Origin of the sequence: Mycobacterium persicum (assembly GCF_002086675.1) — a bacterium.
Lineage (GTDB): Bacteria > Actinomycetota > Actinomycetes > Mycobacteriales > Mycobacteriaceae > Mycobacterium > Mycobacterium persicum.
Genome location: NZ_MVIF01000041.1, coordinates 13,102 through 37,045 on the forward strand (window position 1 = coordinate 13,102; position 23,944 = coordinate 37,045).

Consider the following 23,944-nt stretch of genomic DNA (forward strand, 5'->3'; position numbering starts at 1 on the left):
GCCGCCCGGCGAGCACCGCGGTCAATTTCTCGGCCACTGAGGCGTACTCCGCGCTCAGCGTTGTCCGGATTCCCGCCGCGGCCAGCGGGGTGGACCACTGTCTGGTTGGCGTCATCCCGTATTAGGCGCTCGTGAGCACGGTGTGGGCAGCGTCGGCCAAACCTGGTTGCCAACCGGTCGGCAGCATGGGCACCTGCGCGCAACCACCCGACTCGCCGCCGCCGATCGCGGCCAACCCGCCGGCCTGCACCACTGCCTCGGTGGGTGTGGTCGCGGCAAACCCCATCACGCCAGCGCCCTGATCAGCCGGCGCGGCCGAGGCCGATAACCCCGACGCAGCCCCCATCGTTACTGCTGATACCACCGGCGCTTGCGGCAATGCCGCCGATACACCCGCCAATGGCCCTAGCGCGCCAACAGCCACACCCGCCGCCGGCACAGCGGTCAGCGCGGCCACGCTCGACTCGGCAGCAGCGGTGGCCACCCCGGCCGTCGACAGCGCGATTCCCTCAGCAATTGACGTCGCCAAACCCGGAATAAGACCAAGACCAAGACCCGCGCCGTCGAGAATCCATTCGAGGATCGCGCCTATGAAAAAGAACGGGTTGAGCACCAGAGAAAAGGCGTACGAGGCGACCAGACTCCAAAGCAAATAGAGAACCTGCAGCATGAGAAATGCGGTAGCGGGCTGGCTAAATAACAACACGAAGGCCTCAACAAGCATCGGTCCGGTAAATACCATTCCCATTAGAAAGTAGCCAATAAATTCCACCATCGTGAAGAGCTCTACGGTAAGAAATACTCGGAACGCCTGTAAAAATTGCTGCCATGGCGTGAGGCCGAATTGGACAACCCCGGCCGCGATATCGCCGATGACGCCTGTCCCGGGTTTGACGACGACCGGTGCCGGACTCGTGCGCGGTACGGAGGCTAGGACGGCGGCAGTGGTCATTTCGTAAACGCTCATCGTGGTGGCCGCCTGGATCCACATCCGCACATAGTCGGCCTCATTCAGGGCGATCGGGATCGTGTTGAGGCCAAAGAAATTCGTCGCCACCAACACGGCATGGGTGGCATGGTTGGCCGCCAACTCGCCTAACGTCGGCATCGTCGCCAAGGCACTCACATAGGCTGTTGCGGCGGCCTGGTGAGCAGCAGCGGCTTGCGCGTTGTCGGCGCTGGCCTGCAGCAACCACGCGGTGTACGGCGCATAGGCCGCGGCACAACACTCCGCGGTGGGACCGTCCCATGCGCCGGCTTGGATCCCGGCGAGCACCGCGGTCAATTCCTCGGCCACTGAGGCGTACTCCGCGCTCAGCATTGTCCGGATTTCCGCCGCGGCCAGCAACGAGCCCGGCCCTGGGCCCGCATAAAGTAACGCAGAATGCACCTCCGGCGGCGACGCCGACCACAGCGGCGCCGTCATTTCGCACCACCTGCGAGCGCCGTCGGGACCATCGCGGCATCGCGGGCCGCAGAGCCACCAGCGGGTCGATGAGGGCCAACCTGCGAGCGGCTCAGCTCATGAGCTGCCGGTGTGTTCACCGCGGCTTGCACGGTGCTTGGCGATTTCGGACTGCCCGCCGGGGCGGCCGGCGTGGTAGTCGCTGGCGTAGCAGCGGCGTCGGTCGTGAGCCGGGTAGCACGCAATGACTCCCGCGCGCCGACGAAGGCCGCCGGGGATGTCGGTCCCACCGGATACGTCATTTCACTCATTCCACTACTCCCGTTTGCTTTGTCATACTTCCGTTGCCGCACCCGGGCGTCATTACCGTGAGCGGGCTGCTGCCTATGACAAATCTGGTTGCCCGCTGATGCACCTGGCAACCGATCTGACAACCAAAAGCCAACCGGCTCGCCGAAGTCTTTAACCGCCATCAGCGTTCAATTGTTATCGTTGGAACTCGTTATATCGAAAGCGTCGGCTACGGTAACGTAGTTGTCGTCGGCGCCGACTAAATTGGTATATGCCAACGCCGAAAGCGCCGCAACGCTCATACCGTGATAATCAGGTGTGTCAGCGTAGGGGTCGATCAACGGGATCTGCATTGAAGATGCCTCGGTATTCACCTCATAGTCGACCGCGCTGTAGTCGGGAATATTACTGTTCGAGAGGTTATTGTCGGAAGGACTGTTACCGAGAGTAGCAAATACCGAATTACTTTCTTCCCCGCTCAATAGAATCGCATCTGACTCGGAACTGTCAGGCTGATCTGACCAGGGATTTTCAGGCAAATTCGCGCGCAGGTTAGTTAAGTGATCGTCAATGTTCTCTCTCGAAAACCCGACCTTGCTCTCATTTATGTCGGGGTTAAATTGGTTGAGCTGTTCCTGTATCTCATCGAGCTCATTCCTGAATCTGCTGGCGAATCTCTCATCTACCCAGCCGACGTCAGGTATGTAATAAGGAGTCTCTGCGGTTCGTATCGAGGACAAATTCGTTGGCGTGAATTGGGTTCTTAATACCTCCTCTACCTCCGGCGTGTCGATTTCCTCGAATATCCTTCTGACCGTTTCCGCGGGATTAGTAGGTTCGAGTGATTCGCTCGATGATTCTTCGGAATCATCGAAATTGGCCCGAAGATTTCCCACGGCTTCGGCTTCTTCGGAATCGGAGAGAAGGGCCAGGGCATTTATCGGCCAGGGCTCGGGAATGCGGATACGTGACGTATGGGTATTGTTGGTCGCGTTGTTTGACGGCGTTTCTCCCGTGCCGTCGGAACGGTCGGTGGATGTGGTGACGGAATCGCCAGGGTCCTCTGTTGTGCAGGTATCGAGTTTGAACACCTCGTGGGCGCTCAGCGTGATGGCGAGTCGGCCTGCGCTGAGCTGAGAAGAATTCATCACTGATTGGGGTGCCGGGCCATCCAGGTTGGCACTGGCGGCGGTGGTCAGGGCGAGTGCTCCCAGTGCGACGCCGGCCGCGCGGGCGCGTTGCTTCGACGACCTGCCTGGTCGGGGTTTACTGCGACGCGTTGCGCGATTGAGGCCGTCGGCGTTGGCATCCCCGCGACAACTGGACGCTTCTCGCTTAGCCGACATTTGCCGCCACCGTGTACATCGGCGGCGCGGCAGCGGCGGGGGCGTGCGCCGGTCGAGCGCTCAGCACCGCCACGGCGCCAGCCGCGCTCGCCACGTCGTCAGGAACGACCCACAATGTCACCGTCGCCACTCCTTCCAGTTCATCTCAGCCTGTGAAGCTGACGCCGCCGGATCCCGTGTCGTATACGAATGTATCGTATAGAATACGACTGTATTGGACATAGTTGCACAAGTCGTCTGTGCGGCCAACTGTCAATGCCGGCTTCTCGACCCGGCTGGGCCGTTCACCCCAGACGCGCCCTTCACACTTCGGCTGCGTCAGCACATGTCCAAGCAGTCGCCGACGCGGCCCGGTCGGTGGTCGAAGTCGCCCAGGTCGATGATCTGCCCTGGCCGACCGGGCGGCGGGCGTTCAGCGACGCGCCACGACGGTATTACCGAATCCGGTCACCTTCGGCACCGCGTCCCGGAGGCAGCGCGTGGGCAGTTATCCGCGCGGGCCCCCGACCCCGCCGAGTTGAGCACCAAGTGTGGTCCGCTTGAGGTCGGGATATGCGCGTGCCGCGTAATGCTGCACCAATGCGGGCAAGTCAGCGAGCCGCACAACCAGACTCTCAAATGGCGAAAGCGATATCGCAACCATGTGCGCTTGGGCCCGATCAACCTCCGCTGGTGCAATGAGCACTACCCCTTGCAATGTGGGCTGTGCTACCGAGGGTGAGAAAAAAGGCGACACAATGCCCTTCAATAGCCCCAGCTCGGATTCGGGGCAGTAATCCGCCGGATTGATCCGGCAATCTTTCACTGCACGTTTGGCAAGACCCAGTTCCGCGGCGACGCGGTGTAACAACCGGCGATTGATGGTGAAGTCGCCCGCCCCGGTGAACAGAAAGTGCTGGTTATCCAGCCGCACCGTCATCGTCTTGTTGACCAGCAGCACGCTGCCGTCGAGCCCACCCGCTATCAGGGTCTGCTTAGTGCTGGCTTTCACGGAGGGCGGGTGGCGAATGATCGTGTGGAAAATACCCAGGCTGGATATGAGGAGATGCAGGAGTTCGATCGCGGGACAGGAAAGAGTCGCGACACCGAGCAGATTTTCACGCCGCTTCAGTTGGGCCGTCGCCACTGTGTCGGGCAGCGTAGCCCAAACCTCCTCGATCGGCGGCAGCGTCGCAATAGAGCGTTCGATCGTGGTGAACGACCACGACGGCAGCCCGCTTACGGCGAGCATCGACGCCGTGATGGTGCCGCTGACCCGAGGATGGCCCGGCGATCTGCCGGGGCGCAACGATGCTCGCAGATATCGGTGATTCCCATTGCGCTCATTTCTTTCGATCGTGTCAATTCTAGGGTCGAGTCTCCGGCCCCCGCGCTGAATTGGCGAAGTAACTAGCGTCCGCGTTCGATAGGACGGGCGCGGGCACCTCCCGGTCTCCGCCGAGAACCGCATCGTCACGGCCGCGAGCGGATCGCGGCGGCTATGCCGGTCGCCGCGCGTCGCCGACGGCTGTGGGATCGCCGCCGCTACTGCCGTGACTCGGTCCCTGCCCAGGCATTGCAGCCGTTAGGGTAGTGCCCGTGACTCACTATGACGTCGTCGTCCTCGGGGCCGGTCCGGGCGGATACGTGGCCGCCATTCGTTGCGCGCAGCTCGGTCTGAACACCGCAATCGTCGAGCCGAAGTACTGGGGCGGCGTCTGCCTCAACGTCGGCTGCATTCCGTCCAAGGCGTTGCTGCGCAACGCCGAACTCGTGCACATCTTCACCAAGGACGCCAAGGCTTTCGGCATCAGCGGCGAGGCCACCTTCGACTACGGCGTCGCCTTCGACCGGAGCCGAAAGGTGGCCGAGGGGCGCGTCGCCGGGGTGCACTTCTTGATGAAGAAGAACAAGATCACCGAGATCCACGGCTACGGCAGGTTTACCGATGCCAACACGCTCTCGGTCGATCTCAACGACGGCGGTACCCAAGAGGTCACCTTCGACAGCGCCATCATCGCCACCGGTGCCAGCACCCGGCTGGTGCCCGGCACGTCGCTGTCGGCCAACGTCGTCACCTACGAGGAACAGATCCTGTCCCGGGAGTTGCCGAAGTCGATCATCATTGCCGGCGCCGGCGCCATCGGTATGGAGTTCGGCTATGTGCTCAAGAACTACGGCGTCGACGTGACCATCGTGGAATTTCTACCGCGGGCCTTGCCCAACGAAGACGCGGAGGTCTCCAAGGAGATCGAGAAGCAATTCAAGAAGCTGGGAGTCAAAATTCTCACCGGTACCAAGTGCGAGTCGATCACCGACAACGGCTCCGAGGTCACCGTGGTGGTCAGCAAGGACGGTAAATCCGAGGAGCTCAAGGCCGAGAAGGTATTGCAGGCCATCGGTTTTGCGCCCAATGTCGACGGCTACGGACTGGACAAGGCCGGCGTTGCGCTGACCGACCGCAAGGCCATCGGCATCACCGAGTACATGCAGACCAGTGTCGGTCACATCTACGCCATCGGCGATGTCACCGGCCAGCTGATGCTGGCCCATGTCGCCGAGGCCATGGGCGTGGTCGCGGCCGAAACCATCGCCGGCGCAGAGACTTTGGCGCTGGGTGACTACCGGATGTTGCCGCGGGCGACGTTCTGCCAACCTCAGGTCGCCAGCTTCGGACTCACCGAGGACCAGGCCCGCGCCGAGGGTTACGAAGTTGTCGTGGCGAAATTCCCGTTCACCGCCAACGGCAAGGCCCACGGACTGGGCGACCCCAGCGGCTTCGTCAAACTGGTGGCCGACGCCAAACACGGCGAACTGCTGGGCGGGCACCTGATCGGCCACGACGTCTCCGAGCTGTTGCCCGAACTCACCCTGGCGCAGAAGTGGGATCTGACGGCCACCGAACTGGCCCGCAACGTCCACACACACCCGACCATGTCGGAGGCGCTGCAGGAGTGCTTCCACGGCCTGACCGGGCACATGATCAACTTCTGAGTCACCTCGATGATTCGCACCGAGACCCTCCTGGGCGGCATCGGCGGTGTGGCCACCGGCTATGTGCTGTGGCTGGTGGCCATTTCGATCGGCGAAGACGTCACCACGGTGAGTAGCTGGAGCGTGGCGGTGCTGCTGCTGTCGGGTGTGCTGGCCGTCTGCGCCGTGTTGGGCGGTCTGCTGCTGCGCTGGCGCAGCAACCACCTGTGGGCGGCCTTCGCGTTCGGCCTGCCGATTCTGCCGGTGGGGCTGACGTTGGCGGTGCTGGCCGACATCTATCTCTGAACCAGCTAGCGCGGGTTGTCCAACGGAATGTTGAGCGCCGTTATCGTCGCCGCGAGCCCGTCGTATTGGGTTGCGAGCATGCAGAATTCGATCAGCTGACGCTGTTTGAGGTGAGTCGCCAGCTGCTGCCAGGTTTCGGTGGTGATCGACCGGTCCTTGATCAACTCGTCGGTCGCCTTCAACAACGCCTGATGCCGGGCGCTGAGCACCTTCCGGGGCCCGTCGCCCTCCGGAACGTCCGGCCACGCGAAGATCGTGGCTTGTGTCTGCGCATCCAGCCCCGCGGCGCGCGCCATCCGGCGATGGTGTTGCAGCTCGTATTCGCACGATCGCAAATGCGCCACCCGCAGGATCACCAACTCGGTGTCGATTCGGGGCAGCCGACCGCGCAGCAGCCGGCCGCCGTAGATCAGCCAGGCCCAGAACAGCGACTGGCGGTAGCCCAGTGTGGTGAACAGATGCATCTCCGGTGCGCGGACCGCACGTGCTCCCAGCTTCGCCAGAACCCAGTTGATCGGACCCAGCTGGCGTAACCGGCCCGACGGGATGCGCGCGACCTGGTCCCCTGTCATGGCTGCTTGACCAGGTAGGGGGACACGGTACTGCGATGCTCGTCGAGGTCGAGCGCGCGGCCGAGCGCGGGAAAGGCCCGCTGCGGACAGTTGTCGCGTTCGCATACTCGGCAACCCGCGCCGATCGGGGTGGCGGTGTTCGGATCCCCGGACAAGTCGAGTCCTTCCGAGTAGACGAGTCGGTGCGCGTGGCGAAGTTCGCAACCCAGTCCGATCGCGAAGGTCTTGCCGGGCTGACCATACCGGGCGGCGCGTCGCTCCACGGTGCGGGCCACCCACATGTAGTTGCGGCCGTCGGGCATCTGGGCGATCTGCACCAGGATCTTGCCCGGATTGGCGAACGTCTCGTAGACGTTCCACAGCGGGCAGGTTCCGCCGCTGGAGGAGAAGTGAAAACCCGTGGCGGACTGGCGTTTCGACATGTTGCCGGCGCGGTCAACCCGGATGAAGGAGAATGGCACGCCGCGCATCGACGGCCGTTGCAGTGTCGACAGCCGGTGCGCGATGGTCTCGTAGCTCACCGAGTAGAACGCCGACAGGCGCTCGACGTCGTAGCGGAAATTCTCGGCGACATCGTGGAATTGACGGTAGGGCAGCACCGCGGCCGCCGCGAAGTAATTGGCCAGTCCCAGCCGGGCCAGGGTGCGTGACTCGTCGCTGGTGAACTTGCCCTCTTCAACCAGCGTGTCGATCAGGTCGCCGAACTCGAGGAAAGCCAGCTCGGCGGCCATCTTGAACAATTGCTGGCCGGGGGCGAGGTGATTGCTGATCTCCAGCGTCTTGGAAATGGGCTCGTAGCGGTGCAGCACGCCGTCGCCGAGGTCGATCCGCCTGTTGATGTGCACCCCGTGCACCTCGGTGAGTCGCCGGGTCAACTCGCGGCCCAGATCGCCGTGGTGCATCCGCATCTGGATCGTCAGGTCCTCGGCGGCGGTGTCCAGTTCGTGCAGGTAGTTCTGTCGCTGATAGAAGTAGTCGCGCACCTCTTCGTGCGGCATGGTGATCGACCCGGTGCCGCTGCCGTCGGAGAAGCGCTCCTCGGTGGCGGCGGCTAGCTGTGCGGTGGTGATCCGGTACCGCCGGTGCAGGTTGACCATCGCCCGCGCCAGGGCCGGATGTGCGCTGACCACCTCGGCGACTTCAGTCGGGTCGACGTCGATATCCAGGTCGCGGTCCATGGTGACCTCCCGCAACTCGGCGACCAGCCGGGTGTCGTCCTGGGAGGCGAAGAAGGTCGCGTCCACGCCGAACACCTCGGTGATCCGCAGCAGCACCGCCACGGTCAGCGGCCGGACGTCGTGCTCGATCTGGTTGAGGTAACTCGGCGAGATCTCCAGCATCTGAGCCAGCGCCGCCTGGCTGAACCCACGCTCGCTACGCAGCTGGCGGACCCGGGACCCGACGAACGTCTTGGACACTTCACCGAGCGTACCGGCTGTGCTAAGCCATCTTTCGCAGAGTTCGCATCTGGGCGGCCACCGGTGTTCCGATTGGTGTTTTCAAGGCGTCGTTGGCATGATTCGCATCAGGCTTTCAGGGTCAGCCTGGGGTTTGCATGAGGAGGGAACGGGGAGTAGCGCCGTGAGCCTGGACAAAGAACTGATGCCGGTACCGGACGGTCACCCCAGCGTGTTCGATCGCGAGTGGCCACTGCGGGTCGGCGACATCGACCGCACCGGCCGGTTGCGTCTGGACGCGGCGTGCCGGCATATCCAGGACATCGGCCAGGACCAGTTGCGCGAGATGGGCTTCGAGGAGACCCATCCGCTGTGGATAGTCCGCCGGACCATGGTGGACATGATCCGGCCGATCGAGTTCCAGGACATGCTGCGGTGCCGACGGTGGTGTTCGGGAACCTCCAACCGGTGGTGTGAGATGCGCGTTCGGATAGACGGACGCAAAGGCGGGCTGATCGAATCCGAAGCGTTCTGGATCCACGTCAACCGGGAAACCGAGATGCCGGCACGCATCGCCGACGACTTCCTCGCGGGCTTGCACAAGACAACGTCGGTTGACCGGCTGCGGTGGAAGGGCTATCTCAAGCCGGGCAGCCGTGATGACGCCACCGAAATCCACGAGTTCCCGGTCCGGGTCACCGACATCGACTTGTTCGACCACATGAACAACTCCGTGTACTGGAGCGTGATCGAGGACTACCTGGCCGGTCACACCGACCTGTTGGCCGGGCCGTTGCGGGTGACCATCGAGCACGAGGCGCCGGTGGCGCTCGGCGACAAGCTGGAGATCATCTCGCACGTTCATCCGCCCGGCTCGACCGAACAATTCGGTTCCGGACTGACTGACCGTACTGTTACAACGCTCACATATGCGGTTGGCGACGAGACCAAAGCCGTCGCAGCCATCTTCGCCCGCTAGCGTCGGCCCCTACCCGCAAATCCGCGCTTTGACCTGCGACTTTGCCGTTACTGGCGGGTAGGTTCTGTAACGGTTCAGTTGAGCGGCGACTTTGCAAAATTAGCAAGATCGCCCAAAGTCATTGCTGAACTTGGCAAATGAAATGGGTAGACCAGGTTAGCTGGCTGTGCCATGGTCGGATTAGCACACCAGTGAAGCTGAGCCTTCGGCACCGTCGCGATCGCGCCGTGGTCTCAGCAGTCCAGCAAATTGAGTGACCGTTAGGAGCAGTCCAATGTCTGTGGTTGGCACCCCGAAGAGCGCTGAGCAAATCCAGCACGATTGGGACCACAACCCCCGGTGGCAGGGCATCACCCGCACCTACACCCCCCAGGATGTCGTCGCCCTGCAGGGCCACGTCGTCGAGGAGCACACTCTCGCCCGTCGCGGCGCCGAGGTGCTCTGGGAGCAGCTGCACGAGATGGACTTCGTCAACGCGCTGGGCGCCTTGACCGGCAACATGGCCGTGCAGCAGGTGCGCGCCGGCCTGAAGGCCATCTACCTGTCGGGCTGGCAGGTCGCCGGTGACGCGAACCTGTCCGGCCACACCTACCCGGACCAGAGCCTGTACCCGGCCAACTCGGTGCCGCAGGTCGTCCGTCGCATCAACAACGCGCTGCTGCGCGCCGACGAAATCGCCAAGGTCGAGAACGACCGTTCCGTCGACAACTGGCTGGTGCCGATCGTCGCCGACGGTGAGGCGGGCTTCGGCGGCGCGCTCAACGTCTACGAGCTGCAGAAGGCCATGATCGCCGCGGGTGTGGCAGGCACCCACTGGGAGGACCAGCTGGCCTCGGAGAAGAAGTGCGGCCACCTCGGCGGCAAGGTGCTGATCCCCACCCAGCAGCACATCCGCACGCTGACCTCGGCGCGGCTGGCGGCCGATGTCGCCGGTGTTCCCACCGTCGTCATCGCGCGGACCGACGCCGAGGCGGCCACGCTGATCACCTCCGACGTCGACGAGCGTGACCGCCCGTTCATCACCGGCGAGCGCACCGCCGAGGGCTTCTACCGGATCAAGAACGGCCTGGAGCCCTGCATCGCCCGTGCCAAGGCCTACGCGCCGTTCTCCGACCTGATCTGGATGGAGACCGGTACCCCGGACCTGGAGCTGGCCAAGAAGTTCGCCGAGGGTGTCAAGGCCGAATACCCCGACCAGCTGCTGGCCTACAACTGCTCGCCGTCGTTCAACTGGCGCAAGCACCTCGACGACGCCACCATCGCCAAGTTCCAGAAGGAGCTGGGTGCGATGGGCTTCAAGTTCCAGTTCATCACCCTGGCCGGCTTCCACGCGCTCAACTACTCGATGTTCGACCTGGCCTACGGCTACGCCCGCAACCAGATGAGCGCCTATGTCGAGCTGCAGGAGCGCGAGTTCGCCGCCGAGGAGCGCGGCTACACCGCCACCAAGCACCAGCGCGAGGTCGGTGCCGGCTACTTCGACCGGATCGCCACCACGGTGGACCCGACGTCGTCGACCACGGCGCTGGCCGGTTCGACCGAAGAGGGCCAGTTTCACTGAGCTGGCCGAGCAGCCGCAGACTCGCACTTCTGCTGCGCAGTTGATGCGAGTCTGCGACTGCTCGCGGGCGAAGTTGACAGCGTAGGCCCTGCCCAGCCAACCTGGGCGGGGCCTACTGCGGTGCAGGACAATCCGATTCGGAAGAGGTAACAGTGAGTGACGCAGCGATTCAGCGGGTAGGGGTGATCGGGGCCGGACAGATGGGGTCCGGAATCGCCGAGGTCTCGGTCCGCGCGGGCGTCGAAGTGACGGTGTTCGAAACGAACGAGGCGCTGGTCACGGCAGGACGCAACCGCATCGTGAAATCGCTGGAGCGAGGCGTCAGCGCGGGCAAGGTGACAGAGCGCGAGCGGGACCGCGCGCTGAGCAACCTCACCTTCACCACCGACCTGAACGACCTGGCCGACCGGCAGCTGGTGATCGAGGCCGTGGTCGAAGACGAAGCCGTCAAGGCCGCGATCTTCGCCGAACTCGACCGAGTCGTCAGCGATCCCGACGCGGTGCTGGCGTCCAACACCTCCAGCATCCCGGTCATGAGAATTGCCGCGGCCACCAAGAACCCTCAGCGGGTCTTGGGTCTGCACTTCTTCAATCCGGTCCCGGTGCTGCCGCTGGTCGAGTTGGTCACCACCCTGGTCACCGACGAGGCCGCTGCCGCGCGCACCGAGGAGTTCGCCGGCACCGTCCTGGGCAAGCAGGTGGTGCGCTGCTCCGACCGATCCGGTTTCGTGGTGAACGCCCTTTTGGTGCCGTATCTGTTGTCGGCGATCCGGATGGTCGAAGCCGGGTTCGCCACGGTCGAAGATGTCGACAAGGCCGTCGTCGCCGGGCTGTCGCATCCGATGGGACCGTTGCGCTTGTCCGACCTCGTCGGCCTCGACACGCTCAAACTGATCGCGGACAAGATGTTCGAGGAGTTCAAGGAGCCGCTGTACGGACCGCCGCCGCTGTTGCTGCGGATGGTCGAGGCCGGCCAGCTGGGAAAGAAATCCGGTCGCGGTTTCTACACGTACTAAAAGAGCGCGTCGGCTACTTCTCCAACGTGAACTGGTTGACGTCGGTGTAGCCCTCGCGGAACAGTTTCGCGCAACCCGTGAGGTACTTCATGTAGCGGTCGTAGACCTTCTCGGACTGGATCGCGATCGCCTTCTCCCTATTGGCTTCCAACGCCGCTGCCCAGGTGTCCAGTGTCTTCGCGTAGTGCAGCTGCAACGACTGAACCCGGGTGACTTTGAAACCGGCCGTGGTGGCGTGCTCTTCGACCGTTGGGATCGTTGGCAGCCAGCCGCCGGGGAAGATCTCAGCCAGGATGAATTGAGTGAAGTGCACGATTTCGTGGGTCAGGGTCAACCCCTGCGCTCGGGCGTCTTTGAAGGTGGGACGAGCGATGGTGTGCAGCAGCATCACGCCGTCGGAGGGCAGTACGTTGTAGGCCATCTTGAAAAAGCGTGGGTAGCGCTGACGACCGAAGTGCTCGAAAGCGCCGATCGAGACGATCCGGTCGACCGGATCGTGGAATTTTTCCCAACCTTCCAGCAAAACCCGCCTGGTGCGGGGGGTGTCCAACTTGTCGAACATCTGTTGGACGTGGGCCGCCTGGTTTTCGGACAATGTCAGGCCGACGACGTTGACGTCGTACTTTTCGATGGCTCGCCGCATGGTCGCGCCCCAGCCGCAGCCGATGTCCAACAACGTCATCCCCGGCTCGAGCTTGAGCTTTCCCAGCGACAGATCGATTTTTGCCAGCTGCGCCTCTTCCAGCGTCATGTCATCGCGCTCGAAGTATGCGCAGCTGTAGGTCTGGGTCGGGTCCAGAAACAGCCGGAAGAAGTCGTCGGACAGGTCGTAGTGGGCTTGTACGTTTCCGAAATGCGGCGTGAGCTGCACGGACATAGCGGTCGGGCCTTTCTGCTTCGCAGGGCGTGGCTCAGCGCACCCTGGTCTCCCCCCGGGATGCCCCTCAAGCATGTTAGCCGTTGCGAACGGCCTGCAACGGCCGCGGCAGCCGCTACCGGGCCCGCACCGCTACCTCCAACCGCGCCCCCGCCCTGGCGGGGCAGCCTATTCCACGGGTCGCCGTGGTGGCACGATCGGCGTTGGATGCGGCTGCTCGCGGAACTTTTCCAGCGACCCGCCGGCCTCCACGATCCCACACAACGCACTCCAGCTCAGCATCGTCAGATAGTCGATGAGCTCGTCGCTGGTCATCCGCGGCGCTGACATCCAGGAGTGGGTGGCCAACTGAACGCCGCCGACAATCAGATATGCCCACGGTTCCACCCCGCCGGTGTCCATGCCGACCTCCTGCATGCGGCGGCGCAGCATCACCGCGATCATGCGGGCAATGATCCGTTCGGAGTCGGCGATCACCTTGCTCTTGCTGGCCGAGCTATTGGCCATCACGAACCGGTACGGCTCGGGTTCGGACGCCACCGTTTCCACATAAACCCGGATGACTTCGCGGGTCAGCTCGTAGCCGTCGAGGTTGGATGACAGCGCCGCGGCCATATTCGGAATCAACGTAATCTGTGCGAACCGCATCATCACCGCGGTCGTCAGGTCATTCTTGTCGACAAAGTAGCGGTAGAGCACCGTCTTGGAAACACCGATCTCCGCCGCGATCTCGTCCATGCTCAGGAAGCGGCCGCGGACCCGAATGGCCTCGATGGTGCCGTCAACGAGTTCGTTGCGGCGCTCCACCTTGTGCTGGTGCCAGCGCCGCTTGCGCCCATCCGTCTTGCCCGCCACGGCCGGGATATGCTCTGTCACTCTCCGCCGATTCCATTCACTAGACGCAGTCGATACTACGGCGTGCGGTAGCTGATATGACTGATCGGTCACCCGGTGCGTGCAGCCTGCGAAGAGTGCCGTCACACTAACTGGTCACCGCGATAGCGGATGATGGTGTGGTGGCACACAGAGTCGACGCGTCGGGTTCGCCGCCGAGGCTTGAGGTGGGCACGCCGCCGGCCGGGATGCGCCGGCCGTCCCTGGCTGAGTCGTTCGCCGGAGCCGATCCGAAGGCGGACGCCGAGCGCCGGCGGGCGCTGCGGCGGATGAAATTGGTGGCGTTGAGTTTTCTGCTCGGCGCCACGGTGGTGTTCCTCGTCTGCAGGTGGGCGCAGGCGGACGGCGCCGCACCGCTGTGGGTTGGCTACGTGGGCGCGGCCGCGGAGGCCGGAATGGTGGGCGCACTGGCCGACTGGTTCGCCGTCACTGCGTTGTTCAAGCATCCGTTGGGCATTCCGATCCCACATACCGCCATCATCAGGCGCAAGAAAGACCAGCTGGGTGAGGGCCTGGGCACCTTCGTCCGGGAGAACTTCCTGTCCGGACCGGTGGTGGAGACCAAACTGCGCGACGCGCAAGTGCCCAGCCGGCTGGGAAAGTGGCTGTCGGATCCCGTGCACGCCCGTCGGGTGGCGGCCGAGACGGCCACGGTGCTGCGGGTACTGGTGGAGCTGCTCAACGACGACGAGATCCACCAGCTGATCGACCGCATGATCATGCGCCGCATCGCCGAGCCGCAGTGGGGCCCACCGGTGGGACGGATGCTGCAGACGGTGCTGTCTGAGAACCGGCAGGAGGCGCTGATCCAGCTGCTGGCCGACCGCGCGTTTCAGTGGTCGCTGAACGCCGGGGTGGTTATTCAGCGGGTCGTGGAACGCGATTCGCCGACCTGGTCGCCACGATTCATCGACCATCTGGTGGGCGACCGCATCCATCGTGAATTGATGGACTTCACCGACAAGGTCCGCCGAAATCCTGATCACGAACTTCGCCGGTCGGCGACCCGGTTTCTGTTCGAGTTCGCCGACGACCTGCAAAACGACCCGGCCACCATCGCGCGCGCCGATGCGGTCAAAGAGCAGCTGATGGCGCGCGATGAGGTCGCCAACGCCGCCGCAGCGGCGTGGAAGACGCTCAAACGGCTGGTGCTCGAGGGCGTCGACGACCCGTCCAGCAGCTTGCGCACCCGGATCGCCGACACGGTGATCCGGATCGGCGAATCACTGCGCGACGATGCCGAGTTGCGCGACAAGGTCGACGACTGGATGGTTCGGGCCGCCCAACACCTGGTTTCGCAATATGGGGTGGAGATCACAGCGATCATTACCGACACGATTGAACGTTGGGATGCGGAGGAAGCCAGTCGGCGAATCGAATTACATGTGGGGCGCGACCTGCAATTTATTCGGATCAACGGGACCGTGGTAGGCGCGCTGGCGGGACTGGCCATCTACGCCATCGCTCAGCTGTTCTTCTAGGTGCTAACAAGCGCTTGCAAAAGCAAGCACCTGTCCGTACCCTGAGTGCGTCAAGATCAAACAGCAGGTAAGGAGCACACCCATGCCGCCGGAGGAGAAGTTCGGCGCGAAGGTGTCCAGTGTGACTTCCAGAGCCTCCGACATCGGCAGCTTCATCCGGACACAACGCGAAACGGCACAGGTCTCGATGCGGCAACTCGCCGAACGGTCCGGTGTCAGCAATCCGTACCTGAGCCAGGTCGAGCGTGGCCTGCGTAAGCCGTCGGCAGACGTCCTGGCCCAGATCGCAAAGGCGCTACGGGTTTCCGCCGAGGTTCTTTACGTGCGGGCCGGGATTCTCGAGCCCAGCGAGACCAGCCAAGTTCGTGACGCCATCATCACCGACACGGCGATCACCGAGCGTCAAAAGCAGATTCTGCTGGATATCTACGCCGCATTCACCCATCAGAACGAATCCACCCGTGAGGAGTGTTCGAGCCCATCCGACATTGACGAATGATCAGCGTGTCGGCCGTCAGATCCGACGTCAGGTGAGGTCTAGATCGACGGCCGCCGGGCAACACAAGAGGGACGGGGAATTCTGTTTCAGGCCAGCCGCCTGAGCGACCCGATTACGCGGCCCGGACGACGAACTCGATCACCAACCCGACCCGACACATCAGGAGGTCTTCAGCAAGTCGCGTGCCAGGTCAATCCGCGGGTCTTGACTACTCCGCCAGAGGAGCCGACGCTTGCTCCAACTTCATATCACGATGCAATAACACCAATAATGAAACAATTGATGAAAGGAAATACCATGGCTGAAAACCCGAACATCGAGGACCTGCGGGCTCCGTTGCTCGCCGCGCTTGGTGCCGCGGATCTGGCTCTGGCCACCGTCAACGACTTGATCGCCAACCTGCGCGAGCGTGCCGAAGAGACCCGCACCGACACCCGTACCCGCGTTGAGGCCCGCGTCGAGGAGAGTCGCGCCCGCCTGACCAAGCTGCAGGAGGACCTTCCCGAGCAGTTCAGCGAACTCCGCGAGCGTTTCACCGCCGAGGAGCTGCGCAAGGCTGCCGAGGGTTACCTCGAGGCTGCCACCAACCGGTACAACGAACTGGTCCAGCGCGGCGAGGCCGCTCTTGAGCGGCTGCGCAGCCAGCCGGTCTTCGAGGACGCGTCGGCGCGTGCCGAGGGCTACGTGGACCAGGCCGTCGAGCTGACCCAGGAGGCGCTGGGCACCGTCGCTTCGCAGACCCGCGCCGTCGGTGAGCGTGCCGCCAAGCTGGTCGGCATCGAGCTGCCGAAGAAGGCGGAGTCCGGTAAGAAGGCTCCGGCCAAGAAGGCCCCGGCTGCGGCCAAGAAGGCGGCGCCGGCCAAGAAGGCGCCTGCCAAGAAGGCGCCGGCCAAGAAGGTCACCCAAAAGTAAGCCGGCGACCTCGACTCGACTCCGAGTCGCCCCGTTGGGCGACTCGGAGTCGACGTTTTTGTGGGTCCGAGTCGCCCCGTTGGGCGACTCGGAGTCGACGTTTTGGGCGCTGCCCGCATACTCTTTAAGCGTGAGCCACCTTGTGGGTACCGTCATGTTGGTCTTGCAGATCGCCGTCCTGGTGACGGCGGTGTATGCGTTTGTGCATGCGGCGCTGCAGCGGCCAGACGCCTATACCGCCGCAGACAAGCTGACCAAGCCGGTGTGGTTGGTGATCCTTGGGGCGGCGGTGGCGCTGACATCCATCCTCGGTTTCGTCTTCGGCGTGCTCGGGATGGCAATTGCCGCATGCGCGGCCGGCGTCTATCTGGTCGACGTGCGGCCCAAGCTTCTGGAAATCCAGGGTAAGTCCCGCTGACCGGATGAAAGCCCTGGTGGCCGCGCCGGCAGCGGTGCTTGTCGGCATGCTGTGCGCTGTTCCCGCCGAAGCCGGCTCCGGTAGCGGCGTCGCCGACCCGTCAGGCCCGGTATATTCGCCGCCGTTCGTCGACCACACCCAGTGGGCATATTCGGGGCGCCTGAGCAGCCTGCGGGTCTACCCGACGCCATCCGGGCGCGCGGCTTCCCGCGACCCCGGCAGCAGCGCCGCAGCCGCCGACGAGGCCTGGGCGGAGGTACTCGGCCTGGCCCCCGACGCCGACACACCCGGCATGCGGGCGCAGTTCGACTGTCACTGGCAGCTAGCCGAGGCCGCTGAACCCGGGAAGATCAGCTGGAATCTCGAGCCGTGGCGCCCGGTCGTCGACGACGAGCAGATGCTTGCCTCCCGGTGTAACCCGGGTGGCGCCGAAGAGCAGTTCTGATGCCGAGCCCGCCGACCCGACGTCAGCTGGCGGCGGTGGTCGACCACACGCTGCTCAAGCCCGAGGCGACGGTGGCCGATGTGACGACGCTGGTCGCCGAGGCGGCGGAGCTGGGCGTCTACGCGGTATGCGTCTCGCCGTCGATGGTGCCGGCCGCGCGCACCGCGCTCGGCGCCGGTGGCGTGCGGATCGCCGCGGTGACGGGTTTCCCGTCGGGCAAGCACCTGTCGGCGGTCAAGGCGCACGAGGCGGCGCAGGCCGTCGTGTCGGGGGCAGCCGAGATCGACATGGTGATCGACATCGGCGCTGCGCTGGCCGGAAACCTGGATGCGGTGCGGACGGACATCGAGGCGGTGCGCGACGCGACGGCCGGGGCCGTGCTGAAGGTAATCGTCGAGTCGGCGGTGCTGTTGGACCGGGCGGGGGAACACCTGCTGAGAGCCGTATGTCGGGTCGCCGAAGGCGCCGGCGGCGACTTTGTCAAGACGTCGACGGGCTTTCATCCCGCGGGCGGGGCGACGGTGGCCGCCGTCGCACTGATGGCCGACACCGTCGGCGATCGGCTGGGGGTCAAGGCCAGTGGCGGCATCCGCACCGCCGCCGACGCCGTCGCCATGCTGCAGGCCGGCGCCACCCGACTCGGCCTGTCCGCAACCCGTTCGGTTCTCGATGGGCTCAGCCCCGACTGACGGGCCTCAGAGGTTGGCGAAACAGGGATCCTGCTCGCCGCCGGCGGGGATGGTGGCGTTGCGGGTCGAGAGGTGAGCAACCACACCGGTATCGGTGACCTGCACACTGTCCCAATGAATGCCCAACGGGAAATCTTTGGTCAGCTTGCTGAAAAAGTCGTCGATCATCGATTGCACTGACTCCTTGGGCAGCGTGAAGCCCAGCGCGTTGAACGTGACAATCGGCAGTTGCAGTCCGGATCCGGTCACCTGCGGCTTGACCACGATGTTGTCGAGGAAGCCCTTCATTTCGACTGTGCCGTCTCTGGGATGGGTCGTCACGGTGTTGGAAACGAATGGACCCAGCACCGGTATCGCATTCTGGAACGATTCCTTGATGCCCACAGACGTCCACGTGACGGTGGCATCGAGCGCACCCACAGTGCCCTGGGAGTTGGGGGTGTCTCTGAGCTGGACGTCTCTAATGCTGATTTGCAGCTTCATGCCCTTGGCATCGCGAACCTGGTTGCCCGCTGTCTCCGCCGTGATGTTGGTGAAGTGCTTGGTCGCGAGTTGCCACAAGACCAACGGGGCCACACCGAAAGAAGCGCTGGCCTTGTCCTTGACCTCGCACGCCACCGCTTCGGCAATCTTGGTGTTTGCTTCGTGGCGGACGTACAGCTCGGCTCCGATCAGCCCCGCGACGACCAGCGAGAACACGATGATCAGGATGAGGAAGATCGACAACGGGTCCCGACGCCAGCGGCGTTTCCGTTTAGGCGCTCCCGATTCGGCGTCGTCTTGCGGCTTGGCAATCGGAGTGGTCCTGGCGGCGGCCCCGGCCGCCGGCGGTGGCCCGGGTCGCTGTGCATCGGCGTTGGCGGCAGCCAAGTGCTCCGTCGGCTGGGTTGTCTGGCCGGCACCGGGTCCGGCCTGAGTGGCCGGATCCTGGGCAGGGGCGCCGGGCCCGCCGGGACGCAATTGTCCGCCGGAGGGATCTGTGGGCGCTGGAGGCCGGCCAAGGGAACCTGGATTGCTGGGACGCGACCATGTCGACGGGCCCTCGTTGGGTGGCCCTTGCGGGTTCGTCACTTAAGCGATTGTGCCCTATCCATGTGAACGAAGTCTGAATGGTTGCGCAGCACGGCGATACTGTCGCGGGCTGCGGTCACGTTCTCGACATCGATATCGGCGACCAGGAGCTGCGGCTCGGCTCCGGCCGACACCAGCACCTGCCCTAACGGCGAAGCCACCAGGCTGCCACCCACGCCGGTGGGCGCACCTGAGCTGGTGAGCGTGCCGCCGGGGTCGGCCTGACCGGCCGCGGCGACATAGCTCGTGGAGTCCAGCGCCCTGGCCCGGGCCAGCAAGGTCCACTGGTCGAGTTTGCCGGAACCCGAACCCCAGGATGCGCACACGACGATCAGCGAAGCGCCGCGCCGGGCCAGCTCGGTGTAGAGCTCGGGGAAACGGATGTCGTAACAAACGGTCAAACCGACCCGCACGTCGTTGACGGTGATCACCACCGGCTCGTGTCCCGGGGCGACGGTACGCGACTCGGCAAAGCCGAACGCGTCGTAAAGATGAATTTTGTGGTAGTGCGCGTCGGGCTCATTCGGCGTCCCCGGACCTGCTGCGACCACGGTGTTCATCACCCGCCCGTCGTCGGCTGGGGTGAACATGCCCGCGACCACGGTGATGCCGGCCTCGGTCGCGATCCGCCGCACACCGTTGGCCCAGGGGCCGTCGAGGGGCTCGGCGATCGGCGCCAGGGGCACACCGAACCGGCACATCGTCGCTTCGGGAAACACCACCAGCTCGGCGCCGGCGTCGACAGCCCGGTTAGCGTACTCACGCACCAGGAGCAGGTTCGCTGCCGGGTCGGTGCCGCTGAGGATTTGCGCCAACGCGATCCGCATACTGGCCAGCTTAGGAGCCGCCGACACTCACGCTGGTATGGCTAGGCGTTGTTGGCGATCCATTGCGTGGTGAAGCGTTGCTCCAGCGTCACCAGCTGACGCAGTTCGGTGCCGATGATGCTCTCCAGCTTGCCGCCGATCAGCGGAATACGTACCTGGATGGTGACCTGCAGCGACAACCGGGCGCCGCCGGAGTCGGCGTTGGGAGCCAGCACGGCGGTGCCCCATAGGTTGGCCGGCGCGTCCACGATCGATCCGGCGATGGATGCCGTGGCGACGCCGTCGGTCACCGGACTCCACATTTCCTCGCGCCGCACACAAAGGTCGCCCCGATGCAACTGGGTGACCAAACCCGGGAGGTTGTGCCGGTGCACGGTCTGCAGCGTGACCACTTCGATGGTGCCCTCGCCGCCGGACTGACCACCTACGCGCATCGAGTGCAGGGTCGCAACGTCGACCGGGGTCTCGGCCAGCCTGGCCCGCCAGTACTCCTCATCGTGGAAAACCCGGTGAACTTCTTCGACGCTGCCTTGGTAGTCGGCCGACATGTCGAATGAACGCGGCATAGCTGGTCAGGCTACCGTTACGGGCCGTGATTGGTTCACGCTTTGCCGGCGCGCGAGTCGAGGAGTCGGTGCCGCTGGCTCCCTTGACGACGTTGCGGGTAGGGCCCGTCGCGCGGCGCGTAATCACCTGCGCCACCGGCGATCAGGTGGTAGCGGTGCTGCGCCAGCTGGACGCCGAGGTCCGAGCCGAAAACAGTGAGCCGGTGCTGGTGTTTGCTGGTGGATCCAATGTGGTGATCGGCGATACCGTGGCCGACCTGACCGTGGTGCGGCTGGCCAATACCGGCATCACCGTCGACGGCAACCTGGTGCGCGCCGAGGCGGGCGCGGTGTGGGACGACGTGGTGCTCACGGCCATCGACCACGGTCTGGGCGGGTTGGAATGCCTGTCGGGGATACCCGGATCGGCCGGTGCGACACCGGTGCAGAACGTCGGGGCATACGGCGTGGAAGTCTCCGACGTCATCAGCCGGGTACGGCTGTTGGACCGCAGCAGTGGCCAGGTGCACTGGGTACCGGCCGCCACGCTGGGCTTCGGCTACCGCACCAGCGTGCTCAAGCAGGCTGACGGGCTGCGGTTGCCGGCCGTGGTGCTGGAGGTGGAATTCGCGCTGGATGCCTCGGGCCGCAGCGCGCCGTTGCGCTACGACGAACTGACGGCGGCGCTGGGAGCGGCCAGCGGCGAGCGTGCCGACCCGCAAACCGTCCGCGCGGCCGTCCTGGCACTGCGGGCGCGCAAGGGCATGGTGCTCGACGCGACCGACCATGACACCTGGAGCGCGGGGTCGTTTTTCACCAATCCGGTGGTCGCACCGGACGTCTACGAACGGCTGGCGGCGGCGGTGGACGGCCCGGTGCCGCACTATCCGGCGCCTGGCGGTGTCAAGCTGGCCGCGGGCTGGCTGGTCGAGCACGCCGGCTTCGGCAAGGGCTATCCGGATCCGGCCCTCACCGGGGAGGCCGCCCCGTGCCGGCTGTCCACCAAGCACACGCTGGCGCTGACCAACCGGGGCACCGCGACGGCGGCCGACGTGATGCTACTGGCCCGCACGGTACGTGACGGTGTGCGTGATGTGTTTGGTATCACATTGCAACCCGAGCCGATCCTGATCGGTTGCCGGTTATAGCTGCTAGTTTCGTGTCCGATACGCTCGCCGCGCCGTCGCCTCGGCCGGTTCGCCGGCGCTTGCAGCCGGTTATGGACGGTTTGGCCCGGTATCTTTGATTTCCGTGACCACCTCCAACTTGCCCCAAAGTCCAGGGCCGATCAACCGGCGCATGGCTTTGATGGCTCTGGGGGCCGGGGTGCTAGCGCCCAATGTGCTGGCCGCCTGCGCGGGCGGGGTCACCAGGCAATCCGAGAAGAAGCCGCCGGCTGCGCCCCATCTGACATTCCGGCCGGCCGACGCCGCCGACGACGTGTTGCCGATCGCCCCGATCAGCGTCGAGGTCGGCGACGGCTGGTTCCAGCGAGTAGCGCTGACCAACCCGTCCGGCAAGCTCGTTGCCGGCACCTACAACCAGGACCGCACGGTGTACACCATCACCGAGCCGCTGGGCTACGACACCACCTACAGCTGGAGCGGCGCGGCCGTCGGCCATGACGGCAAGGCGGTTCCGCTCGCCGGCAAATTCACCACCGTCACGCCCAAGAAGAAGATCGACGGCGGCTTCCAGTTGGCCGACGGTCAGACCGTCGGGATCGCGGCGCCGATCATCATCCAGTTCGACGCGCCGATCAGCGACAAGGCTTCCGTCGAGCGGGCGCTCACGGTGAATACCAACCCACCCGTCGAGGGCAGCTGGGCCTGGCTGCCGGACGAGGCGAAGGGCGCTCGGGTGCACTGGCGTCCCCGCGAGTACTATCCGGCGGGCACCACCGTCAACGTCGACGCGAAGCTGTACGGGCTGCCGTTCGGCGACGGCGCGTATGGCGCGCAGGATTTCTCGTTGAACATCCAGATCGGCCGGCGGCAGGTGGTCAAGGCCGAAGTCACCTCGCACCGCATCCAGGTCGTCACCGACGAGGGCGTCATCATGGACTTCCCGTGCAGCTACGGCGAAGCCGACAAGGCGCGCAACGTCACTCGCAACGGGATCCACGTGGTGACCGAGAAATACGCGGACTTCTACATGTCCAACCCGGCGGCCGGCTATAGCAACGTGCACGAACGCTGGGCTGTGCGCATCTCCAACAACGGCGAGTTCATTCACGCGAACCCGGCCAGCGCGGGCGCGCAGGGCAACAGCAACGTCACCAACGGCTGCATCAACCTGTCGACCGGCGACGCCGAGCAGTACTTCCACACCGCGATCTACGGTGACCCGGTCGAGGTGACCGGCAGCTCGATCCAGCTGTCCTACGCCGACGGCGACATCTGGGACTGGGCCGTGGACTGGGACACCTGGGTATCGATGTCGGCGTTGCCCCGCCCGACCTCACGCCCCCCGGGGACACAGATCCCGGTCACCGCGCCGGCCACGCCGTCCACCGCGCCCAGCTTGTCCGGCACGCCGGAACCTAGCGCGGGTCCGGGTGGTTAGCCCGGCGCGTCGCTGAGGCCTGATCGCGCGGCCGGATGATGATCTGGTCCAGATTGACGTGCGACGGCCGCGAGGCCACAAACCCGATCACCTCGGCGATGTCTGCGGCCACCAGCGGCGTCATGCCGGAGTAGACGGCGTCCGCGCGTTGCTGGTCACCGTCGAAGCGGACCAGCGAGAACTCCGTCTCCACCGCGCCGGGGGCGATCTCGGTGAGCCGGACCGGCTTTCCCAGCAGCTCCCCCCGTAACGTGCGGTGCAACGCGCCTTGGGCGTGCTTGGCCGCCGTGTAGCCGGCGCCGCCGTCGTAAACCTCAAGTGCCGCAATGGAAGTGACGGTGACAATCAGGCCGTCGCCCGATTCGATCAACTTGGGCAACAGTGCGCGGGTCACTCGCAGCGTGCCCAGCACATTCGTCTCCCACATCCAACGCCAGTGTTGCAGGTCGGCGTCGGCGACGAGCTCCAGGCCCTTTGCGCCACCGGCGTTGTTGACCAATACGTCGACCCGGCTCAGTCCCGCCGCCAGCACCGCCACGGCCTTGTCGTCCGTGATGTCGGCCACAACCGCGGTGCCGCCGATCTGGTCCGCCAGGTCGCTGATCCGGTCCGCGCGACGTGCCACCGTGACCACGTGAAACCCTTGTGCCGCAAGGGTTTTTGCGGTTGCTTCGCCAATACCGGAGCTGGCGCCGGTAACCACCGCAACCCGGTTCGGCGCGTCGGGAGTCGTCATCGGGACCACTCTAATAAACGTGCTAAATTCTCGGTGTGTACTGCAGCACCTGGTTCAACACGACGACCGCGCGTCTTTGCGCGGGCGCCTGTTGTTGCCGCGTACTTTGTCGCGCCTGACTCACGTCAGCAGGCGTGGCCAAGAACCCGGTCAGTTGAAC

The 23,944-nt window shown here is 64.7% G+C and carries 25 protein-coding genes; 13 read left to right on the forward strand and 12 right to left on the reverse strand.

All coding sequences use genetic code 11. The annotated features are described in order from the left end of the window. Window positions 1-121: 121 nt before the first annotated feature. From BST40_RS14380 to BST40_RS14385, 4 genes are all read right to left on the reverse strand, one after another. Window positions 122-1,426 carry a PPE domain-containing protein gene (locus BST40_RS14380; RefSeq protein ID WP_083154558.1) on the reverse strand — a complete coding sequence of 435 codons (1,305 nt, stop codon included), beginning with the start codon at window positions 1,424-1,426 and terminating at the stop codon, window positions 122-124. 458 nt (window positions 1,427-1,884) lie between these two features. Beyond that, window positions 1,885-3,042: a hypothetical protein gene (locus tag BST40_RS29465; protein ID WP_131808326.1), complete on the reverse strand. Its 1,158-nt coding sequence runs from the start codon at window positions 3,040-3,042 to the stop codon at window positions 1,885-1,887. Beyond that, window positions 3,032-3,163, reverse strand: a complete 132-nt coding sequence (locus tag BST40_RS32555; RefSeq protein WP_255245988.1) for a hypothetical protein — start codon at window positions 3,161-3,163, stop codon at window positions 3,032-3,034. The genes BST40_RS29465 and BST40_RS32555 overlap by 11 nt, the downstream gene beginning before the upstream one ends. 366 nt (window positions 3,164-3,529) lie before the next feature. Then, entirely contained in the window at window positions 3,530-4,273 is a 744-nt protein-coding gene (locus tag BST40_RS14385; RefSeq protein WP_131808325.1) for a hypothetical protein, read from the reverse strand. 347 nt (window positions 4,274-4,620) lie between these two features. Between BST40_RS14385 and lpdA the strand changes: the two genes are divergently transcribed. Both lpdA and BST40_RS14395 read left to right on the forward strand, forming a co-directional pair. Beyond that, window positions 4,621-6,015 carry a dihydrolipoyl dehydrogenase gene (gene lpdA / locus BST40_RS14390; RefSeq protein ID WP_083154572.1) on the forward strand — a complete coding sequence of 465 codons (1,395 nt, stop codon included), beginning with the start codon at window positions 4,621-4,623 and terminating at the stop codon, window positions 6,013-6,015. 9 nt (window positions 6,016-6,024) lie between these two features. After that, entirely contained in the window at window positions 6,025-6,300 is a 276-nt protein-coding gene (locus BST40_RS14395) for a hypothetical protein (protein WP_075548146.1), read from the forward strand. A gap of 5 nt (window positions 6,301-6,305) precedes the next feature. On the opposite strand, the gene BST40_RS14400 is transcribed toward BST40_RS14395, so the two are convergent. Then, complete coding sequence (locus tag BST40_RS14400) at window positions 6,306-6,872, reverse strand: carboxymuconolactone decarboxylase family protein (protein ID WP_075548145.1); 567 nt, start codon at window positions 6,870-6,872, stop codon at window positions 6,306-6,308. Next, window positions 6,869-8,290 (reverse strand): acetate metabolism transcriptional regulator RamB, encoded by a 1,422-nt coding sequence (ramB, locus tag BST40_RS14405; RefSeq protein ID WP_075548144.1) that lies wholly within the window; start codon window positions 8,288-8,290, stop codon window positions 6,869-6,871. Before ramB ends, BST40_RS14400 begins: the two co-directional genes overlap by 4 nt. 163 nt (window positions 8,291-8,453) lie before the next feature. Between ramB and BST40_RS14410 the strand changes: the two genes are divergently transcribed. From BST40_RS14410 to BST40_RS14420, 3 genes are all read left to right on the forward strand, one after another. Then, entirely contained in the window at window positions 8,454-9,248 is a 795-nt protein-coding gene (locus tag BST40_RS14410; protein WP_083154560.1) for an acyl-[acyl-carrier-protein] thioesterase, read from the forward strand. 274 nt (window positions 9,249-9,522) lie between these two features. Then, window positions 9,523-10,809: an isocitrate lyase gene (gene aceA, locus BST40_RS14415; RefSeq protein ID WP_075548142.1), complete on the forward strand. Its 1,287-nt coding sequence runs from the start codon at window positions 9,523-9,525 to the stop codon at window positions 10,807-10,809. A gap of 152 nt (window positions 10,810-10,961) precedes the next feature. Further along, window positions 10,962-11,825 carry a 3-hydroxybutyryl-CoA dehydrogenase gene (locus tag BST40_RS14420; protein ID WP_075548141.1) on the forward strand — a complete coding sequence of 288 codons (864 nt, stop codon included), beginning with the start codon at window positions 10,962-10,964 and terminating at the stop codon, window positions 11,823-11,825. A gap of 13 nt (window positions 11,826-11,838) precedes the next feature. Here the strand turns inward: BST40_RS14420 and pcaA are convergent, their stop codons facing one another. Together pcaA and BST40_RS14430 are read right to left on the reverse strand one after the other, a co-directional pair. Continuing rightward, window positions 11,839-12,702, reverse strand: a complete 864-nt coding sequence (gene pcaA, locus BST40_RS14425; protein WP_075548140.1) for a cyclopropane mycolic acid synthase PcaA — start codon at window positions 12,700-12,702, stop codon at window positions 11,839-11,841. Between the two features lie 168 nt (window positions 12,703-12,870). Further along, entirely contained in the window at window positions 12,871-13,578 is a 708-nt protein-coding gene (locus BST40_RS14430) for a TetR/AcrR family transcriptional regulator (RefSeq protein ID WP_075548139.1), read from the reverse strand. A gap of 137 nt (window positions 13,579-13,715) precedes the next feature. On the opposite strand from BST40_RS14430, the gene BST40_RS14435 reads away from it, so the two are divergent. The 6 genes from BST40_RS14435 (at window position 13,716) to deoC (ending at window position 18,040) form a co-directional block, all read left to right on the forward strand. After that, window positions 13,716-15,077 carry a DUF445 domain-containing protein gene (locus BST40_RS14435; protein WP_083154561.1) on the forward strand — a complete coding sequence of 454 codons (1,362 nt, stop codon included), beginning with the start codon at window positions 13,716-13,718 and terminating at the stop codon, window positions 15,075-15,077. Between the two features lie 82 nt (window positions 15,078-15,159). Continuing rightward, window positions 15,160-15,576 carry a helix-turn-helix domain-containing protein gene (locus BST40_RS14440; protein ID WP_075548137.1) on the forward strand — a complete coding sequence of 139 codons (417 nt, stop codon included), beginning with the start codon at window positions 15,160-15,162 and terminating at the stop codon, window positions 15,574-15,576. 297 nt (window positions 15,577-15,873) lie between these two features. Next, entirely contained in the window at window positions 15,874-16,488 is a 615-nt protein-coding gene (gene hbhA, locus BST40_RS14445; protein WP_036398732.1) for a heparin-binding hemagglutinin HbhA, read from the forward strand. A 130-nt stretch (window positions 16,489-16,618) separates the two neighbouring features. Continuing rightward, a complete protein-coding gene (locus BST40_RS14450; RefSeq protein ID WP_023370391.1) occupies window positions 16,619-16,906 on the forward strand; it encodes a DUF2516 family protein in 288 nt (95 codons plus the stop codon). A 4-nt stretch (window positions 16,907-16,910) separates the two neighbouring features. Then, window positions 16,911-17,351, forward strand: coding sequence for a DUF2599 domain-containing protein (locus BST40_RS14455; RefSeq protein WP_075548135.1), 441 nt, complete (start codon window positions 16,911-16,913; stop codon window positions 17,349-17,351). After that, complete coding sequence (deoC, locus tag BST40_RS14460) at window positions 17,351-18,040, forward strand: deoxyribose-phosphate aldolase (protein ID WP_075548134.1); 690 nt, start codon at window positions 17,351-17,353, stop codon at window positions 18,038-18,040. Before BST40_RS14455 ends, deoC begins: the two co-directional genes overlap by 1 nt. Window positions 18,041-18,046: 6 nt before the next feature. Here the strand turns inward: deoC and BST40_RS14465 are convergent, their stop codons facing one another. The 3 genes from BST40_RS14465 to BST40_RS14475 are packed head-to-tail and all read right to left on the reverse strand — an operon-like array spanning window position 18,047 to window position 20,504. Next, a complete protein-coding gene (locus tag BST40_RS14465; protein ID WP_075548133.1) occupies window positions 18,047-19,111 on the reverse strand; it encodes an LmeA family phospholipid-binding protein in 1,065 nt (354 codons plus the stop codon). After that, window positions 19,108-19,938: a carbon-nitrogen hydrolase family protein gene (locus BST40_RS14470; RefSeq protein ID WP_083154563.1), complete on the reverse strand. Its 831-nt coding sequence runs from the start codon at window positions 19,936-19,938 to the stop codon at window positions 19,108-19,110. The genes BST40_RS14465 and BST40_RS14470 overlap by 4 nt, the downstream gene beginning before the upstream one ends. A gap of 41 nt (window positions 19,939-19,979) precedes the next feature. Beyond that, window positions 19,980-20,504, reverse strand: a complete 525-nt coding sequence (locus BST40_RS14475; RefSeq protein WP_083154564.1) for a DUF2505 domain-containing protein — start codon at window positions 20,502-20,504, stop codon at window positions 19,980-19,982. 2 nt (window positions 20,505-20,506) lie between these two features. Between BST40_RS14475 and BST40_RS14480 the strand changes: the two genes are divergently transcribed. Continuing rightward, window positions 20,507-21,631 carry a UDP-N-acetylmuramate dehydrogenase gene (locus BST40_RS14480; RefSeq protein WP_083154566.1) on the forward strand — a complete coding sequence of 375 codons (1,125 nt, stop codon included), beginning with the start codon at window positions 20,507-20,509 and terminating at the stop codon, window positions 21,629-21,631. 94 nt (window positions 21,632-21,725) lie between these two features. Further along, window positions 21,726-23,048, forward strand: a complete 1,323-nt coding sequence (locus tag BST40_RS14485; protein WP_198929538.1) for a L,D-transpeptidase — start codon at window positions 21,726-21,728, stop codon at window positions 23,046-23,048. Here BST40_RS14485 and BST40_RS14490 read toward each other — a convergent pair. Then, on the reverse strand, window positions 23,026-23,784 hold the full coding sequence (locus BST40_RS14490; RefSeq protein ID WP_075548128.1) for an SDR family NAD(P)-dependent oxidoreductase: 759 nt from the start codon (window positions 23,782-23,784) through the stop codon (window positions 23,026-23,028). The genes BST40_RS14485 and BST40_RS14490 overlap by 23 nt on opposite strands. Between the last annotated feature and the right edge of the window lie 160 nt (window positions 23,785-23,944).